Here is a 15,623-nt window from a genome sequence, read left to right on the forward strand (position 1 = left end):
CCCATCACACTCTTGCACATCTCGCTGCCCCGTTGGGCAGGTTCATGCAATATCGGGCACCGCTGTGCCATGTGACAGTCCGAATATGCAATGGAAGTGCTCGTGCGGTTGATCAGCATACCGAGCCGCGGGGATTCCGGAGCGTGCGGAATGCGTCACCGGAGCCGGGCGGAACGCCGCTGGTCGGACGCGGGCCCCGGTGCCGCGCGGCGCGCCGGACGCCCGGGATCCGGGCGGGTACCGAGCGGCTGACGGGCGGATTCCCCGTCGCGGGGCGGCGCGGCGCGGCGATGGCCTGAACCGTGTCACCGCGTCGGAACGGCCTGGCACACGGCGCGGGGCCGGGCCGAAGAACGGCCCGGCCCCGGTGCGGCGGGCTCAGCCCTCGTTGATCAGCCCCTCGCGCAGCTGGGTGAGCGTCCGGGTGAGCAGCCGGGAGACGTGCATCTGGGAGATCCCGATCTCCTCGCCGATCTGCGACTGGGTCAGGTTGCCGAAGAACCGCAGCATGATGATCCGGCGCTCGCGCGGCGGCAGCTTGGCCAGCAGCGGCTTGAGCGACTCCCGGTACTCGACGCCCTCCAGCGCGAGGTCCTCGTAGCCCAGCCGGTCGGCCAGCGGCCCGTCGCTGTCCTCCTCGCCGGTGCTGGAGTCGAGCGAGCTGGCGGTGTACGCGTTGCCGACCGCGAGGCCCTCGACCACGTCCTCCTCGCTGACCCCCAGGCAGGTGGCCAGCTCGGCGACGGTGGGGGAGCGGTCCAGCCGCTGGGAGAGCTCGTCGCCGGCCTTGGTGAGCGCCAGCCGCAGCTCCTGGAGTCGACGCGGAACGCGGACCGACCAACTGGTGTCCCGGAAGAAGCGCTTGATCTCACCGACCACGGTGGGCATCGCGAAGGTGGGGAACTCCACCCCGCGCTCCGGGTCGAACCGGTCGATCGCCTTGATCAGGCCGATCGTGCCGACCTGGACGATGTCCTCCATCGGCTCGTTGCGGCTGCGGAAGCGCGCCGAGGCGTACCGGACCAGCGGCAGGTTGAGCTCGATCAGGGTGTCGCGGACGTAGGCGTGCTCGGTGCTGCCCGGGTCCAGCGAGGCCAGCCGCAGGAACAGCGAGCGGGAGAGCGTCCGGGTGTCCAGCCCGGAGCCGGGCGGCGTCTCCGATCCCGCGTCGGGGCCGGGCGGCCGGACCGGTTCGACCCGCTGCCGCGGGACCAGGTCCTCGACGACGGCCGTGCCGTTGGCCTGGCCAGCGTGGATCTCCGCAGTGCCCAGCTCTCCGGACATGCACCCACCCCCTTGTGACTGTCAGTTGAACGGGGGCCGTCGCACGGTGGTTCCCGGGCGAGGGCCTTCCCCCTCCATACCGGAACACGGTCCACGGCAAACCCGAACGTCGCAAGATGTCACGCCGGGGTGACGCGCTGCAATCTCACTCTTCCCAGGAGTTGCCGGTCCGAAGCCTGGTCAGGATCCGTGAGAGCAGCCGGGACACGTGCATCTGGGACATCCCCAGCTCGGTGCTGATCTGGGACTGGGTCAGGTTGGCGAAGAAGCGCAGCATCACGATCCGCCGCTCCCGTTCGGGGAGCTGGACCAGCAGGTGGCGGACCATGTCCCGGTGTTCGACCTCGGCCAGCGCGGAGTCCTCGTACCCGAGCCGGTCGAGCAGGGCGAGCCCGCCCTCGTGCTCCTGCGCGGCCTCCAGGGACGCCGCGTTGTAGGCCCGCCCGGCGTCCAGACAGGCCCGGACGTCCTCCTCGGGGATCCGCAGGCTGGCGGCGATCTCGGGCACCTTGGGCACCCGCCCGTGCAGCACCGTCAGCTCCTCCATCGCGCCGCTGACCTGGACCCACAGCTCCTGGAGCCGGCGCGGGACGTGCATGGTGCGGACGTTGTCCCGGAAGTAGCGCTTGATCTCGCCCAGGATGGTCGGCAGCGCGTAGGTGGGGAACTGGACGCCGCGGCCGGGGTCGAAGCGGTCGATCGCGTTGATCAGGCCGATCGTGCCGACCTGGACGACGTCCTCCATCGGCTCGCTGCGGCTGCGGAACCGGGTGGCCGCGTAGCGGACCAGCGGGATGTTCACCTCGATCAGGGCGGCCCTGACCCGTTCCCGCTCGGGGGCGTCGGGGGGCAGTTCGGCGAGCCGCTCGAACAGCACCCGGGTCAGCGTCCGGACGTCCACGACGGGCCGGCCGCCGGGGCCGCGCAGCCGGTCCGGGCGGATCTCGCCGGCCGGGCTGGTGATCGCAGCCAGCACTTCGTCCACGGAGACCTCACCCCTCCCAAAGTCGTCAACGGCGGGCCCCGCGGATCGGGTGTCGCGGCCGGTTCTCCACCTAGCCAGGTCCGGCAAAACCGGTCATAGCATCACAAGGTGGGCACAGGTCGGGCAAGCACCCGACGGAGGTGTGTTGGTGGGGCTTGCGACGTCTTCGGGGTCGGCCGGCGAAGCGCCGCACGGATCGCTCCGGGGCGGAGCGGAGCGCCCCGCCCGCGGTGCGGACGGGGCGCGGCGGCCGTCCGGGGGAAGGGCCCGGGACGGGCGCGGGACCGGCTCGGGGCGGGCCGGTCGGAGGGTTCGGGGCCGGACGGGTGCTCAGACCTCGACGTCGGCGATGACCCAGGTGGCGAACTCGCGCCAGAGGCCGGCCGCCGCCTGGTGGTCCGGGTGGGTCAGGTAGGCCTGGAGGGCGTCGCGGTCCTCGACCAGGCTGTTGATCGCGTAGTCGTACGCGATGTCGCGCTCGGTGGTGTTCCAGCCGCACTCCCACTCGCGCAGCTCGGGGATCACCGCGCCGAGCGCCTCGAAGGCCTTGGCGCCGGCGAGCACGCGCTCTTCGTCCTTGCGGACGCCTTCGTTGAGCTTGAACAGGACCAGGTGGCGGATCACGATTGCCGCTCCTCGCGGACGGGGACAGAGGGTCCCGCTCACCGTAGCCGGTGCGTGGGGCCCGGTCGCAGGCCGTCCGTCACTTGATCAGACCGGTCATGAAGGTGCCGACCGCCTTGGCCGCGTTCGAGATCCCCTCGAACCCGAGCTGCACCAGCTCGGCGGACCGGGAGGGGGAGGTGATGATCGAGTAGAGCACGAAGACGAGCAGGAGGACCATGCCGATCTTCTTCGCCTGCGCCATCGGGTGACCTTCCTCCGAGCCGTGGGCCGCCGTCATCCGGTCCCCGAGCGGCCTGCAGGGGCAGCTTATCCACCCGGACGGGCTATCAAGTGTGCGACGCGTTCGGCCGGCGGGACGAAGGTCCCCGCGAGTGAGGCCTTTCTCCGGGTGCCCCGCCGCGGGCCGGGCGGCAGGATGGAAGACGTACCGAGGATCTGGCAGGAATCCCCGGTGCATGGATCCGGAGCTCCCCGCTGTGGGACCGGTGGCCGCGGCTTCCCCCCGACGCGGCGCCGGTTGTGGGACTCCGCCGGGGGAGCGGTCAGTCCCCCCGAGCCGCTCCCCCCTCCAGGCTCCGTACGGACCGGGCACCGGTGGTCATCGGCCCGGGGTACGGAGCCGTTCTTCGTTCCCGCCCCCGTGTCCGCGCCGATCCGCGCACGGCGCCGGTGGGCGGCGCACCGACCCGACAAACGCCGAGGGCCCGTCCGGATCGGACGGGCCCTCGGGCTTTCGAGCGGTAGCGGTGGGATTCGAACCCACGGTGGAGTTGCCCCCACACACGCTTTCGAGGCGTGCTCCTTTGGCCGCTCGGACACGCTACCGAGAGGAACTCTACCGGAGGGGTGGCGCAGTCACGAAATCCGTATCGCCGCGGCGTCCGGCGGGCCCTCGGCGGGCGGTGTTCAGCGGTGGGCGTCGAAGAAGGCGCGCAGCTGCTCGCCGCACTCCTCGGCGAGGACGCCCCAGACCACCTCGGGGCGGTGGTTGAGCCGGCGGTCGCGCATCACGTCGAAGAGCGAGCCGGCCGCGCCGGCCTTCTCGTCGAGGGCGCCGTAGACCACCCGGTCGATCCGGGACAGCACGATGGCCCCGGCGCACATCGTGCACGGCTCCAGCGTGACGACCAGCGTGCAGCCGCTCAGCCGCCACTCGCCCTCCCGTCGCCCACCGTCACCCTTGTTCGGCGCGCTGCGCGCGGCTTGCCTCAAGTGCTCCGCCGCCTGCCGGATCGCGACCACCTCGGCGTGCGCGGTCGGGTCGCCGACCGCCTCGCGCTCGTTGTGGCCGCGCCCGATCACCCGGCCGTCCGGGCCCAGGACGAGCGCCCCGACCGGTACGTCCCCGGTGGCCGGCGCCAGTGCGGCCTCGGCGATGGCGAGGCGCATCGACGCCGCCCAGCGGTCGCGGACCGGGTCGGGGCGGACGGGGGCGGGCAGCGGGGGGACGTGCGGAACGGTCAGCGAGGTGGCGGGCTGCATGGCATCCAGTGTCGGGTATCCGGTGGCGGACACCGGCACGGCCGACCCCGCTACCGGACGGCCTCCAGGACCTCGCCGCAGCCGAGCGCCTCGGCGATCTCCTCCAGGGCGTCGCCCGGCACCGCGCCCTCGCCGCTGAGCGCGAGCAGCTCCTCGGAGGCGAGACCGAACTCGGTGAGCAGGTGGGCGTCGCCGAGCGGGCCGACCGGGACACCGCCGCGGACGTCGGCCTCCTCCTCGTCCTGCTCCTCGGCCTCCTCTGCCTCGTCCAGCAGGTGGTCCAGGTCGCCGAACTCGCTCTCTCCGGCCTGGTCGACCAACTCGTCGGTGAGGACGGAGCCGTAGGAGCTGCGGGCGGCCGCGGCGCCGTCCGACACGAAGATCCGCGGGTCCTCCTCGCCGTCCACGCGGACGATGGCGAACCAGGCGTCCTCCTGTTCGATGAAGATCAGGACGCTGTCGTCGTCCTGGGCGGAGTCGCGGGCCAGGTCGGCCAGATCGGCCAGGGCCTCGACGTCGTCGAGCTCCGTCTCGCTCACATCCCACCCGTCCTCGGTGCGAGCAAGCACTGCAGCGAAGTACGCCACCAGGGACACTCCCAAGATCATCGGTCTCGGCTGTCGGCGCGCACGGGCAACGCGGAAAACTGGCCGCCCCCGCGCCAGAGGCGGTCCGCTTGTTCGGACCGTCCCATCGGAATCGTGACAGAAAGCCCGCCCTCGCGGGGGGTGTTCGGCAGCGCGTCTTTGCAGGTCGTGTCGGAAGAACCGGGTGGCGGAGGGCGTTTTCCGGCCGGGGCGGTCCGAAGCCGGTCGAAAGTTGCTCCGAACGCCGGAACGGGGGTTGCCGCCGCCGCTCGCGGGTCGTCGGGGGCCCGCGCCGGGGGCGCGGGAGGATCACGTCAGGACGGGCCGGGGGCGCCTCCGGGCCGTGTCAGATCCGGAAGGTTCGCATCCGCATCGCCTCGCGCATCCGCCGCTCCTTGGTCCGCCGGGGCTGGACCCGCTCCCGCAGCTCGCGCGCCTCGGTGAGCTCGCGCAGGAAGACGGCCCGCCGCTTGCGGCGCTCCGCCTCGGTCTCCGGGTGGTCGTACGGCGGGCCCTGGCTGCGGCCCGCCCCGTCGAAGGGCTCGTCCATCGAGCCGTCCCCGGCGTTCGGGTTGCTCGTCATAAGACGTGACATTCCCAGAACGGCACGGTTGATACCACAGAGGGCGCTTCCGGCCGGACAGCCGCGGCGGGTCACGGCGTGTCACCGGCGTGTCACCCGGATCGGCACGCGGGTGGGGCACGGCGGGTCGTACACCCGTCCAGGAGCGGGCTAACCTCGATACATGCGTCTCCACGTCGTCGACCACCCCCTGGTCGCCCACAAGCTCTCCACCCTGCGCGACGAGCGCACCGACTCGCCGACCTTCCGTCGCCTGACCGACGAGCTGGTGACCCTCCTCGCGTACGAGGCCACCCGGGACGTCCGCACCGACGAGGTGGAGATCACCACCCCCGTGGCGGTCACGCTGGGTACCCGGCTCAGCTACCCGCGTCCGCTGGTCGTCCCGATCCTGCGGGCCGGTCTCGGCATGCTGGACGGGATGACCCGCCTGCTGCCGACCGCCGAGGTCGGCTTCCTCGGCATGGTCCGCAACGAGGAGACCCTCGAGACCTCCACCTACGCCACCCGGATGCCGGACGACCTCTCCGGCCGCCAGGTCTACGTGCTCGACCCGATGCTGGCCACCGGTGGCACCCTGGTCGCCGCGATCAGGATGCTGATCGAGCGCGGCGCCACCGACGTCACCGCCGTGGTGCTGCTGGCCTCCCCCGAGGGCGTCGAGGTGATGCGACGGGAGCTGGCGGACCTGCCGGTCACCGTGGTCACCGCCGCCCTGGACGAGCGGCTCAACGAGAACGGCTACATCGTCCCCGGCCTGGGCGACGCGGGCGACCGGCTCTACGGCACGGCCGGCTGAGTCTGCCCACCCGAACCACCGAACACCGAGAGCCCCCGGCACTGCGTCTGCCGGGGGCTCTCCTGTTCGTCCGTACGTCCGCTCAGCAGCTGCCGGTGGCGGTCGGGGTGGGGGAGGGCTTGGTGGCCAGTGCGAGGGCGGCGGCCGCCTGGGTCTCGTCCAGCAGGGCGTTGTAGCTGTCGCCGATCACGAAGTCCACGCTGGTGTCGGTGCGGGCGTCGGCGGTGACGGCGGCCCCGGCGATCTGCGAGCTGACCAGGGTGCCCGCGCCGGCGCCGGTCGGGCCGGCGATCACCTGGGCGGTGCCGGGCACCTTCTTGTCCAGCTCGGCCGGGGCGTTGCCGACCTTGCCGATGACGAAGCCGCGCTTCTTGAACTCCTCGGCCGTCCGGCCGGCCAGACCGGCCTTGGTGGTGGCGTTGTAGATGTTCACGGTGACCGCGGTGGGCTGCGGGACGGCGTTCGGGTCGCCCTGCCCGGCGGCCGGCGCACCGGCGGCGGGGGCTCCCGGGGTGGCCCCCGGGGTCGGCGCGGCCAGGGCCTTGCCGGACGGGGCCGCGCAGGCCTGGGCCGAGGCGTTCTTGTTCCTGCCGGTGAAGATGTCGTACAGCTGCACGCCGCCGAGCGCGACCAGGGCCAGGGCGAGCAGGCCGGCGAGTGCGGCGACCACCTTGCGGCTCTTCTTCGGGGGTCGGCCCAACCGCGGGTAGGTGTTGCCGGTGACGCGGTACTGCTTCCCCTTGAGGCCTCGGGGAGTCAACATGCTCACGGTTTGTCTCCCCCTCGTACCGGGGCGGGGTCGGGATGACGGATCGGCCGGGTGGGGACCTCCCCCGGTGCGGGTGGAATCCCTGGTCGCGGCCGTAGTCAGCAGCGTAGTGCCGTACGGCTTCGAAGGTACTAAACGATCATCATCTGGCGTACCCCGGTACCCGAAAGGGGGTACCGGGGTACGGACGGACCGCCCTCCGCCGGGTGGCGGGGAGCGGTCCGGAAGGTCCGTGCGGGAGGGACGGCCCCGCGGTGGGGCCCGTCACTCCATTTCGAGGACACGGGCGTGCAGCACCTGGCGCTGCTGCAGCGCCGCGCGGACGGCCCGGTGCAGGCCGTCCTCCAGGTAGAGGTCGCCGTGCCACTTCACCACGTGGGCGAAGAGGTCCCCGTAGAACGTCGAGTCCTCGGCCAGAAGGGTTTCGAGGTCGAGTTGACCCTTGGTGGTCACCAGCTGGTCGAGTCGCACCGGGCGCGGGGCGACGTCAGCCCACTGGCGGGTGCTCGTCCGGCCGTGATCCGGGTACGGTCGCCCACTGCCGATGCGCTTGAAGATCACACGGAAAGCCTACCGTTTGGGCGGCGGATGGCGCAGCAGCCGCGGCGCCGCCACGCGCGCCGGTGTGAACTGCGCATGGACGAATGCGGCTGTTTGATGGGAAATGTCGCGAACATCGCCCGGTGCCGATCGGGTTCCGCGCCGATGCCGAAGCGTTCCGAAGCGTTCCGATCCGCTCAGGAGTGTGCACCGATGTCCTCCGACCTCACCCCTCCGGCCGTCCGGGAGATCGCCGACGGGTACGCCTTCACCGGGCCGGCGCTCGACCTCGGTGCGGTGCTGCTGGACGGCACCGCGTACCCGGACGCCCAGGTGCGCATCCCGCTGGGCGTGCTCAACCGGCACGGGCTGGTCGCCGGGGCCACCGGCACCGGCAAGACCAAGACCCTCCAGCTGATCGCCGAGCAGCTCTCCGAGCAGGGCGTGCCGGTGTTCCTGGCCGACATCAAGGGGGACGTCTCCGGCGTCGCCGCGCCCGGGGCGCCGGGCGAGCGGACCGCCGCCCGGGCCGCCGAGGTGGGGCAGCAGTGGGCGCCGCAGGGCTGCCCGGCCGAGTTCTACTCGCTCGGCGGGCAGGGCGCGGGCATCCCGATCCGGGCCACCGTCACCAGCTTCGGGCCGCTGCTGCTCGCCAAGGTGCTCGACCTGAACGAGACCCAGGAGTCCTCGCTCAGCCTGGTGTTCCACTACGCCGACCGCAAGGGCCTGGAGCTCTACGACCTCAAGGACCTCACCGCGGTGATCGCCTTCCTCGCCTCGCCCGAGGGCAGGGAGGAGCTGCGGACCATCGGCGGGCTCTCGGCGGCGACCGCCGGGGTGATCCTGCGCGCGCTCACCGTGCTGGAGAACGAGGGCGCCGGGGCGTTCTTCGGCGAGCCCGAGTTCGACACCGCCGAGCTGCTGCGGACCACTCCGGAGGGCAGGGGGGTGGTCTCGGTGCTGGAGCTGCCCGCGGTGCAGGACCGGCCGCGGCTGTTCTCCACCTTCCTGATGTGGCTGCTCGCCGACCTCTACCAGGAGCTGCCCGAGGTGGGCGACCCGGACAAGCCCAAGCTGGTGTTCTTCTTCGACGAGGCGCACCTGTTGTTCAAGGGCGCCTCCAAGGCCTTCCTGGAGGCGATCACCCAGACCGTGCGGCTGATCCGCTCCAAGGGCGTCGGCATCTTCTTCGTGACCCAGACGCCGCGGGACGTCCCGTCCGACGTGCTGGCCCAGTTGGGCAACCGGGTGCAGCACGCGCTGCGCGCCTTCACCCCGGACGACGCCAAGGCGCTCAAGGCCACCGTCTCGACCTTCCCGCGCTCCTCATACGACCTCGGCACGGTGCTGACCTCGCTGGGCACCGGCGAGGCCGTGGTCACCGTCCTCTCCGAGAGGGGCGCGCCGACACCGGTCGCGGCGACCAGGCTGCGGGCGCCGCGGTCGCTAATGGGGCCGATCGAGGCGGCGGCACTGCGGGCGGCGGTGGACGCCTCGCCGCTGACGGCGCGCTACCGGGACGCGATCGACCGGGAGTCGGCGTACGAGAAGCTGGCGGCGCGCGCGCCCAGGCCGGCGCCGGCGCCGGTCGAGCCTGCCCCGTCGGCACCCGCCGAGCCCGCGCGGCGGCGGGCGGAACCCCAGGGCGCGGGCGGGCTGTTGGGCTCGCTGCTCGACAACCCGACCGTGAAGTCCTTCGCGCGCTCGGCGGGCAGGCAGCTCGGGCAGGAGATCTCGCGCAGCCTGTTCGGGACGTCCAAGCGGCGGCGCTGAGCGGCGCTGAGCGGCGCTGAGCGGCGGCGCCGGGCGGTCAGCCGGCCAGTGCGGCGCCGATCCGGTCCAGGGAGGACAGCCGCATCAGGCCGTAGTGGTAGAACTCCACCTCGGGGACGCCGAGTTCGCGCAGGGTGGCGATCTTGGCGGCGAGGTTCTCCGGGCCGTCGCAGTCGGAGGACATCGGGCGCAGGATCACCGCCATGGACCGCGGGCGGACGCCGTGCAGGGCGAAGGCGGCGATCTTCTCCCGGACGGCCTCCGGGGTCCGCTCGTAGCCGAGGGTCTCGACCTGGTCGGTGACCTGCGCGAGGGCGGGCAGGTCGATGCCGGCGAGCCAGCCCCTGCCCGGGCCGCCGCCGTCCATGAAGCTCAGCCGCATGCCGTGCCGGCGGGCCTGCTCGGTGAGGTCGGCGGCCAGCGAGGTGACGGTGGCGGCGGAGGCGTCCACGTAGGCGGCGAAGGCGCCGTCGGCGAGGGCACTCAGGTCGGCCGGCTCGGCGGCCGCGGACTCGTCGGTCAGCCGGCGGCGCAGTTCGGCGCGGACCGCCTCGGCCACCTCATCGGCAGGGACCCCGGCGCCGGTGGCGGCGGCGCGGCAGTGCGGGCAGAAGCAGACCCCGAGCAGGGCCTCGGCGGTCGGGCCCAGCTCCTCGAAGTAGCGCTCGTGGTGGTAGCCGTGGCGCAGGCCGTGGAAGTGCAGGGACTCGGCGCGGATCGCGTCCACGCCGTACCGGGCGAGTTCGGCGACCAGGGTCAGCGCGTACTCCCTGACCTCCGGGTTCGCCGGGCAGAGCTCGGTGAGGTGGCGGTCGCCGAAGGCGTTGGCCGGGGCGCAGTCGGGGTGGGCGAAGCCGAGCCGGTCGTTGTGGCAGAAGACCGTCCAGGCGTGCAGCTTCAGGCCGCGGCGACGGGCCTCCCCGGCGGCCTCGGCGAAGGGGTCGCGCTCGCCGATCGCGGTGGACGGCACGGGCGCGAGGCGGCGGCCCAGCCAGCGGACCGGGTCGGGGCGGAAGTACGCCGCGCCCGGCTCCAGGTGGCGGAGCACCCGGCGGGGGTTGTGCGGGAAGACGTCGCGGGCCTCGTGGTACACCGAGGCGAGGGTGACGCCGCCGACCCCGGCGCGGTCGGTGAGGTTCCCGAAGAAGGTGTCGGCGCCCTCGTCGAGCAGGTCGGTGGCGAAGGCGAGGACGGACGACTCCACGGTGCGGCTCCGGAGCTGGGGGAGGGTGAGCCGTCCACGCTATCCGCAGGGGTCGGGATTGGTCTATACCTGATGGCCCGGGTGGGTGACGGGGCCGCGGCCGACCGTGGCGCCGGCTACAGGCCGAGCTCGTCCAGCTGCTTGAGCAGGGCGGTTCCCGGGCTGTCCGGGGTGCTCGCCTGCTTCGCGGCCGACTTCGGGGCCCGCTTCGAGGCCGGCTGGTCGCGGAGCAGGACGGCGGCGGCGAGTCCGCCGACCAGCCCGCCGAGGTGCCCCAGCCAGCTGACGCCGGGGGTGACCGGCAGCACCCCGATCAGGATGGTCGAGTAGACCGCCGCGACGACGATGCCGACCACCGCGTCCAGCACGTTGCGGTCCAGGACGCCGCGCAGCACCACGTAGCCCAGGTAGCCGTAGACCATGCCGCTCGCGCCGGCCGTCACGGTGTTCGGGCTCTCCAGCAGCCAGACCAGCAGGCCGCCGGACACCGCGATCACCAGGCTGGCCAGCAGGAACTTCCGCATGCCCCGGTAGGCGGACAGGAAGCCGAGTACGAACAGCGGCAAGGAGTTGGCCTCGATGTGGCTCCAACTGAAGTGCAGGAACGGCGAGGTGAACATCTCCGGCAGGTCGCCGACCTGCTCCGAGCGCAGGCCGAACTCCCGCGACAGCCCGTAGTCGCCCAGCCAGTTGGCCACCTGCACCGTCCAGATGACGGCCTGGACACCGAGCATCGTGAACAGCGCGCGGCGGGAGTCTGCGAACAACTGGGCGAATTTGGCGGCCATGTCACCGACTCTAGGGGCGCCGGGAGCGCGCGTGCACCCCATTACAGTGACCTGTGTCATTCCGACCGTGAGAGGTGGCACACCCCATGAGCAATCGCCCGCCGCTGCCGTACGAGTTCCTGCCGAAGGTGCCGTCGTTCCCGCTGAGCAGCGAGGACATCACCGAAGGCGGCACGCTGGGGCAGGAGTTCATCCACGCCGGCGGCAACCTCTCGCCGCAGCTGTCCTGGTCGGGCCTGCCGGAGGGCACCCGGAGCATCGCGGTCACCTGCTACGACCCGGACGCGCCGACCGGCTCCGGCTGGTGGCACTGGCTCGCCCTCGGCCTGCCCGCCGACACCACCGAGCTGCCGCGCGGCGCCGGGTCCTCGGACGCCGACCTGCCCGGCGGGGCCTCCTTCCACGGCCGCAACGACTTCCCGTCCAACCGGTACGACGGCGCCGCCCCGCCGCCCGGCGCCCCGCACCGCTACGTCTTCGCGGTGCACGCGCTGGACGTCGAGAAGCTGGACGTCGCCGCCGACACCCCGCCGGCCCAGGTGGGCTTCAACCTCACCTTCCACACCCTGGGCCGGGCGCTGCTGACCGCCGAGTACGGGGTCTGAGCCTTGGCCGTGTCCGATCGTCCGGTCGAGGTCTGGCGGCTGCCCGAGGAGGACGTCCGGGCCGGCCGCCGGGCCCTGACCTGGACGGTCGGGCCGGGCGGGGAACTGGCCGTCCTCGTGGTGCCGGAGCAGTACGTGGCACCGGCCGGATCGTGGCCGTACGCCCGGCTGCCGTTCGACGGCGAGGTGGTGGTGCGCGGCCCGCGGGGCGAGTGGCGGGTGCCGCTGGCCGGGGTCGGGGTCTCGCCCGACCTCCTGGCGCTGTTGCCGGGAGGGCGGGTGCTGCTGGCCGGGCGCCGGGCCGAGGAGTCGGCGGACGGCTGGGAGCGCAACGGCCTGGTGTTCGGGCCGGACGGCAGCCCGGCCCGGGAGCTGCAACTCGGCGACGACGTTCAGGCGTTGACCACCGACCGGGACGGCCGGATCTGGCTGGCCTTCGGGGACGAGGGCAACTTCGGCGACAACCCGCTGGCCCAGTGCGGCCTGCTCGGGCTGGACACCGCCGGGCGGATCGTCTGGCGTCCGGACTTCAAGGAGCTGGGCGACAGCCCGACGGAGGGCCTCGCCGCCGCCACCGAGGGGCGGCGGACCTGGCTGGCCTGGTACGGGGAGCGCAGCCACCTCACCGGGATCGACCCCGCCGAGGACAAGCCCGTCGTCATGCGGCTGCCGGCCCGGCAGCCGGTGGGCTTCGCGATCACCGGGGACCGCGCCGTGTTCCTCCAGCCCGGTGGCGAGCTGCTGCGCTGCGAACGGGAGAGCCGGAAGGGCTGGCGGGAGGTGCGCCGCGAGCGGGTGGGCGGCCTCGGGGAGCTCGACCGGGAGCGCGCGTACGGCCGGGACGGCGTGCTCTGGTTCCGCTCCGGAAACGGCTGGTACCGGGTCGGGGTCTAGGCCTGATGCCCCGCCGCGTGCCGGGCGCGGGGCTCGTCCTCCGGGCCCGCCGCGTGCCGGGCGCGGGCGGCGAGCCGGCGCAGGTGCTCGCGCAGCGCCGGCGGCTCGTGCACCTCGAAGGCGCAGTCCAGCGACAGCAGCCGCATCGCCGTCCACTCCAGCGAGTCCGAGCGGGAGCGGAGCCGGCAGCTGTGCGCGTCGATCGGCTCGACCTCCGCGTCGCCCGGCCGCAGGCTGTGGCGGACCCGCTCGGCGGGGGCGTGCACGGTGGCGACCACGGTGCCGCTCGGTGACGGGCGACGCAGCTTGCCCGCCACGTACGCGGCGGCGTCCTCGGCGGGGAGCGGGCGCGGGGTGAAGCGCACGCCGGTGGTGGCCGGGCCGCTCACCCGGTCGACCCGGAAGAGCCGCCAGTCCGAGCGGTCCAGGTCGTAGCCGACCAGGTACCAGCGGCGGCCGACCGAGACCAGCCGCTCGGGCTCGACCTGCCGGTTGGTCTCGGCGCCGTCGTACGCCCGGTAGCCGAAGCGCAGCCGTTCCCGGGCGGTGACGGCGCGGGCGAGCACGGTGAGGTCCTCCGGGTCGACGGTCGGGCCGTCCCCGGTGAGCAGCGGCACCGTCGCGGAGTTGAGCGTCCCGACCCGGTGCCGCAGCCGCCCCGGCAGCACCTGGAGCAGCTTGCCGAGTGCCCGGACCGAGGCCTCCTCGATGCCGACCACGGCGTGCCCGGCCGCCGCGCGGAGCCCGACCGCGATGGCCACCGCCTCCTCGTCGTCCAGCAGCAGCGGGGGCATCGCCGTGCCCGCGACCAGCCGGTAGCCGCCGTCCGCGCCCATGCTGGCCCGCACCGGGTAGCCGAGCTCGCGCAGCCGGTCGATGTCGCGCCGGATGGTGCGGGGGCTGACGGCGAGACGTTCGGCGAGCTCGCTGCCGGGCCACTCGCGCGGGGTCTGGAGCAGGGACAGGAGGCTCAGCAGCCGGGCCGGGGTGTCGGTCATGCCGTCCAGCATGCCGTCCGGCACGCCGTTCGGGAGGCGGGCGGGGGCGGGCGGTGGCGGCCGCGAACTGGGACAGGTTCTGACCTACATGCCCCGTACTGTCATGGGCGTGGAGAAGAGCGTCCCGGACGTGCGTAAGAAAGAGGACAACCGAATGAGCACCGCGGCAGCGGACCGGCGGAGGTGGATCGCGCTGACGATCGTGATGGTCGCCTCCTTCATGGACCTGGTGGACGTGACCATCGTCAACATCGCGATCCCGAGCATCCAGCAGGACACCGGCGCCTCCTTCAGCGCCATCCAGTGGGTCACCGGCGGCTACGCGCTGGCCTTCGCGATCGGCCTGATCACCGGCGGCCGGCTGGGCGACATCCATGGCCGCAAGCGGGTGTTCCTGATCGGGATCGGCGGCTTCACGCTGGCCTCGGCGCTGTGCGGACTGGCCTCCGGCCCGGAGATGCTGATCGCGACCCGACTGCTCCAGGGCGGGACGGCGGCGCTGATGGTGCCGCAGGTGCTGTCGATCATCCACGCGACCTTCCCGGCGGAGGAGCGCGGCAAGGTGTTCGGCCTGTTCGGCGCCGTGGTCGGCCTGGGCGCGGTCTCCGGTCCGCTGATCGGCGCGCTGCTCACCGAGTGGGACCTGTTCGGCCTGGCCTGGCGTCCGATCTTCCTGATCAACCTGCCGGTCGGCATCGCCGGGCTGCTGCTCGGCCGCCGCTTCATCGACGAGTCGAAGGCCGACCAGGCGCTGAAGCTGGACCTGGTGGGCGTGGCGCTGGCCAGCCTCGGCCTGCTGATGCTGATCTACCCGCTGACGCACGGCCGGGAGGCCGGCTGGCCGCTGTGGGGCTACCTGTCGATGGCCGGCAGCCTGCCCGTGTTCGCGCTGTTCGTGGTGTACGAGCGGGTCAAGACGCGGCGGGACGGCTCGCCGCTGGTGGAGCTGGCGCTGTTCCGGGTGAAGTCCTTCGCGGCCGGGATCTGCGTGCAGCTGGCCTTCGGCGTGGCGCTCGGCATCTACTTCCTGGTCTGGACCCTCTACATGCAGGTGGGGCTGGGCTGGAGCCCGCTCAAGGCCGGTGCGACCGGCATCCCGTTCTCGATCGCGGTCTCCACGGCGGCCGGGCTGTCGGTGCAGAAGCTGGTGCCGCGGTTCGGGCGGAAGGTGCTGCAGACCGGCGCGCTGGTGATGGCGGCGGGCGTGCTCGTCTACATCTGGGAGGCGGACCGGTACGGGACGGCGATCACGGCCTGGCAGATGGCGCTGCCGCTGGTGGTGATGGGCCTCGGGATGGGGCTGATCGTCGCGCCGATCACCGACGCGGTGCTGGCGGAGGTGCCGCGCGAGCACGCCGGTTCGGCGTCCGGGCTGATCAACACCGTGCAGCAGGTGGGCAACGCGCTCGGGCTCGGCCTGGTCTCGGTGGCCTTCTTCGGGGCGATGGACGACGTGGTCGCGCCGGAGGCGCTCGGGACGGCGTTCGGCGGGGCCTTCGTGCACGCGATGTGGTGGGTCGCCGGGGTGCTGCTCGCGGTGTTCCTGCTGATGTTCGCGCTGCCGCGGCGGCGCAAGGCGGCCGGGTCGGCCGGGGCGGTGGCCGGGTCGGCGGCCGGATCGGTCGGTGCCGACGGCTCGGCCGGTTCCACCGCGGAGGAGCAGGAGCCGGTCCTGCTCTGACGGAGTGCTCCCGTACGCGGGCCC

The 15,623-nt window shown here is 73.0% G+C and carries 17 protein-coding genes and 1 tRNA gene; 5 read left to right on the top strand and 13 right to left on the bottom strand.

Annotation, left to right across the window (positions count from 1 at the left end):
* Nucleotides 1–378: 378 nt before the first annotated feature.
* From ACIQ87_RS31730 to ACIQ87_RS31765, 8 genes are all read right to left on the bottom strand, one after another.
* Nucleotides 379–1,284: an RNA polymerase sigma factor SigF gene (locus tag ACIQ87_RS31730; protein ID WP_402413469.1), complete on the bottom strand. Its 906-nt coding sequence runs from the start codon at nucleotides 1,282–1,284 to the stop codon at nucleotides 379–381.
* Between the two features lie 145 nt (nucleotides 1,285–1,429).
* On the bottom strand, nucleotides 1,430–2,260 hold the full coding sequence (locus ACIQ87_RS31735) for an RNA polymerase sigma factor SigF (RefSeq protein ID WP_402413562.1): 831 nt from the start codon (nucleotides 2,258–2,260) through the stop codon (nucleotides 1,430–1,432).
* Nucleotides 2,261–2,599: 339 nt separating this feature from the next.
* On the bottom strand, nucleotides 2,600–2,893 hold the full coding sequence (locus ACIQ87_RS31740) for a Dabb family protein (protein WP_402413471.1): 294 nt from the start codon (nucleotides 2,891–2,893) through the stop codon (nucleotides 2,600–2,602).
* Between the two features lie 79 nt (nucleotides 2,894–2,972).
* The gene (locus ACIQ87_RS31745; protein ID WP_199823286.1) at nucleotides 2,973–3,137 is read right to left on the bottom strand and encodes a hypothetical protein; all 165 of its coding nucleotides are present in this window, start codon (nucleotides 3,135–3,137) and stop codon (nucleotides 2,973–2,975) included.
* Nucleotides 3,138–3,634: 497 nt separating this feature from the next.
* Nucleotides 3,635–3,721 (bottom strand) — tRNA-Ser (locus ACIQ87_RS31750).
* Between the two features lie 81 nt (nucleotides 3,722–3,802).
* On the bottom strand, nucleotides 3,803–4,378 hold the full coding sequence (locus ACIQ87_RS31755) for a nucleoside deaminase (RefSeq protein ID WP_402413474.1): 576 nt from the start codon (nucleotides 4,376–4,378) through the stop codon (nucleotides 3,803–3,805).
* Between the two features lie 50 nt (nucleotides 4,379–4,428).
* Nucleotides 4,429–4,986, bottom strand: a complete 558-nt coding sequence (locus ACIQ87_RS31760) for a tRNA adenosine deaminase-associated protein (protein WP_402413476.1) — start codon at nucleotides 4,984–4,986, stop codon at nucleotides 4,429–4,431.
* Nucleotides 4,987–5,311: 325 nt separating this feature from the next.
* Nucleotides 5,312–5,515 carry a hypothetical protein gene (locus ACIQ87_RS31765; RefSeq protein ID WP_392868779.1) on the bottom strand — a complete coding sequence of 68 codons (204 nt, stop codon included), beginning with the start codon at nucleotides 5,513–5,515 and terminating at the stop codon, nucleotides 5,312–5,314.
* 196 nt (nucleotides 5,516–5,711) lie between these two features.
* Between ACIQ87_RS31765 and upp the strand changes: the two genes are divergently transcribed.
* Entirely contained in the window at nucleotides 5,712–6,347 is a 636-nt protein-coding gene (gene upp, locus ACIQ87_RS31770; RefSeq protein WP_402413479.1) for a uracil phosphoribosyltransferase, read from the top strand.
* An 82-nt stretch (nucleotides 6,348–6,429) separates the two neighbouring features.
* Here upp and ACIQ87_RS31775 read toward each other — a convergent pair whose 3' ends face one another.
* Nucleotides 6,430–7,110: a LytR C-terminal domain-containing protein gene (locus ACIQ87_RS31775; RefSeq protein WP_402413566.1), complete on the bottom strand. Its 681-nt coding sequence runs from the start codon at nucleotides 7,108–7,110 to the stop codon at nucleotides 6,430–6,432.
* A 270-nt stretch (nucleotides 7,111–7,380) separates the two neighbouring features.
* Entirely contained in the window at nucleotides 7,381–7,677 is a 297-nt protein-coding gene (locus ACIQ87_RS31780) for a type II toxin-antitoxin system VapB family antitoxin (protein ID WP_402413481.1), read from the bottom strand.
* 192 nt (nucleotides 7,678–7,869) lie between these two features.
* Between ACIQ87_RS31780 and ACIQ87_RS31785 the strand changes: the two genes are divergently transcribed.
* Nucleotides 7,870–9,429, top strand: a complete 1,560-nt coding sequence (locus ACIQ87_RS31785) for a helicase HerA-like domain-containing protein (protein WP_402413484.1) — start codon at nucleotides 7,870–7,872, stop codon at nucleotides 9,427–9,429.
* A 37-nt stretch (nucleotides 9,430–9,466) separates the two neighbouring features.
* Here ACIQ87_RS31785 and ACIQ87_RS31790 read toward each other — a convergent pair whose 3' ends face one another.
* The gene (locus tag ACIQ87_RS31790) at nucleotides 9,467–10,633 is read right to left on the bottom strand and encodes a hypothetical protein (protein WP_402413487.1); all 1,167 of its coding nucleotides are present in this window, start codon (nucleotides 10,631–10,633) and stop codon (nucleotides 9,467–9,469) included.
* Between the two features lie 116 nt (nucleotides 10,634–10,749).
* On the bottom strand, nucleotides 10,750–11,421 hold the full coding sequence (locus tag ACIQ87_RS31795) for a rhomboid family intramembrane serine protease (RefSeq protein WP_402413490.1): 672 nt from the start codon (nucleotides 11,419–11,421) through the stop codon (nucleotides 10,750–10,752).
* Between the two features lie 86 nt (nucleotides 11,422–11,507).
* Between ACIQ87_RS31795 and ACIQ87_RS31800 the strand changes: the two genes are divergently transcribed.
* Nucleotides 11,508–12,026 (top strand): YbhB/YbcL family Raf kinase inhibitor-like protein, encoded by a 519-nt coding sequence (locus ACIQ87_RS31800; RefSeq protein ID WP_402413492.1) that lies wholly within the window; start codon nucleotides 11,508–11,510, stop codon nucleotides 12,024–12,026.
* 9 nt (nucleotides 12,027–12,035) lie between these two features.
* Nucleotides 12,036–12,920, top strand: a complete 885-nt coding sequence (locus tag ACIQ87_RS31805; RefSeq protein ID WP_402413495.1) for a hypothetical protein — start codon at nucleotides 12,036–12,038, stop codon at nucleotides 12,918–12,920.
* Here the strand turns inward: ACIQ87_RS31805 and ACIQ87_RS31810 are convergent.
* Nucleotides 12,917–13,918 carry a helix-turn-helix transcriptional regulator gene (locus tag ACIQ87_RS31810; protein ID WP_402413496.1) on the bottom strand — a complete coding sequence of 334 codons (1,002 nt, stop codon included), beginning with the start codon at nucleotides 13,916–13,918 and terminating at the stop codon, nucleotides 12,917–12,919. The genes ACIQ87_RS31805 and ACIQ87_RS31810 overlap by 4 nt on opposite strands.
* Nucleotides 13,919–14,072: 154 nt before the next feature.
* On the opposite strand from ACIQ87_RS31810, the gene ACIQ87_RS31815 reads away from it, so the two are divergent.
* On the top strand, nucleotides 14,073–15,599 hold the full coding sequence (locus ACIQ87_RS31815) for an MFS transporter (RefSeq protein ID WP_402413499.1): 1,527 nt from the start codon (nucleotides 14,073–14,075) through the stop codon (nucleotides 15,597–15,599).
* Nucleotides 15,600–15,623: the final 24 nt, after the last annotated feature.

This window comes from Kitasatospora sp. NPDC096204, from assembly GCF_044763205.1.
In the GTDB taxonomy this organism is placed as follows: Bacteria; Actinomycetota; Actinomycetes; order Streptomycetales; family Streptomycetaceae; genus Kitasatospora.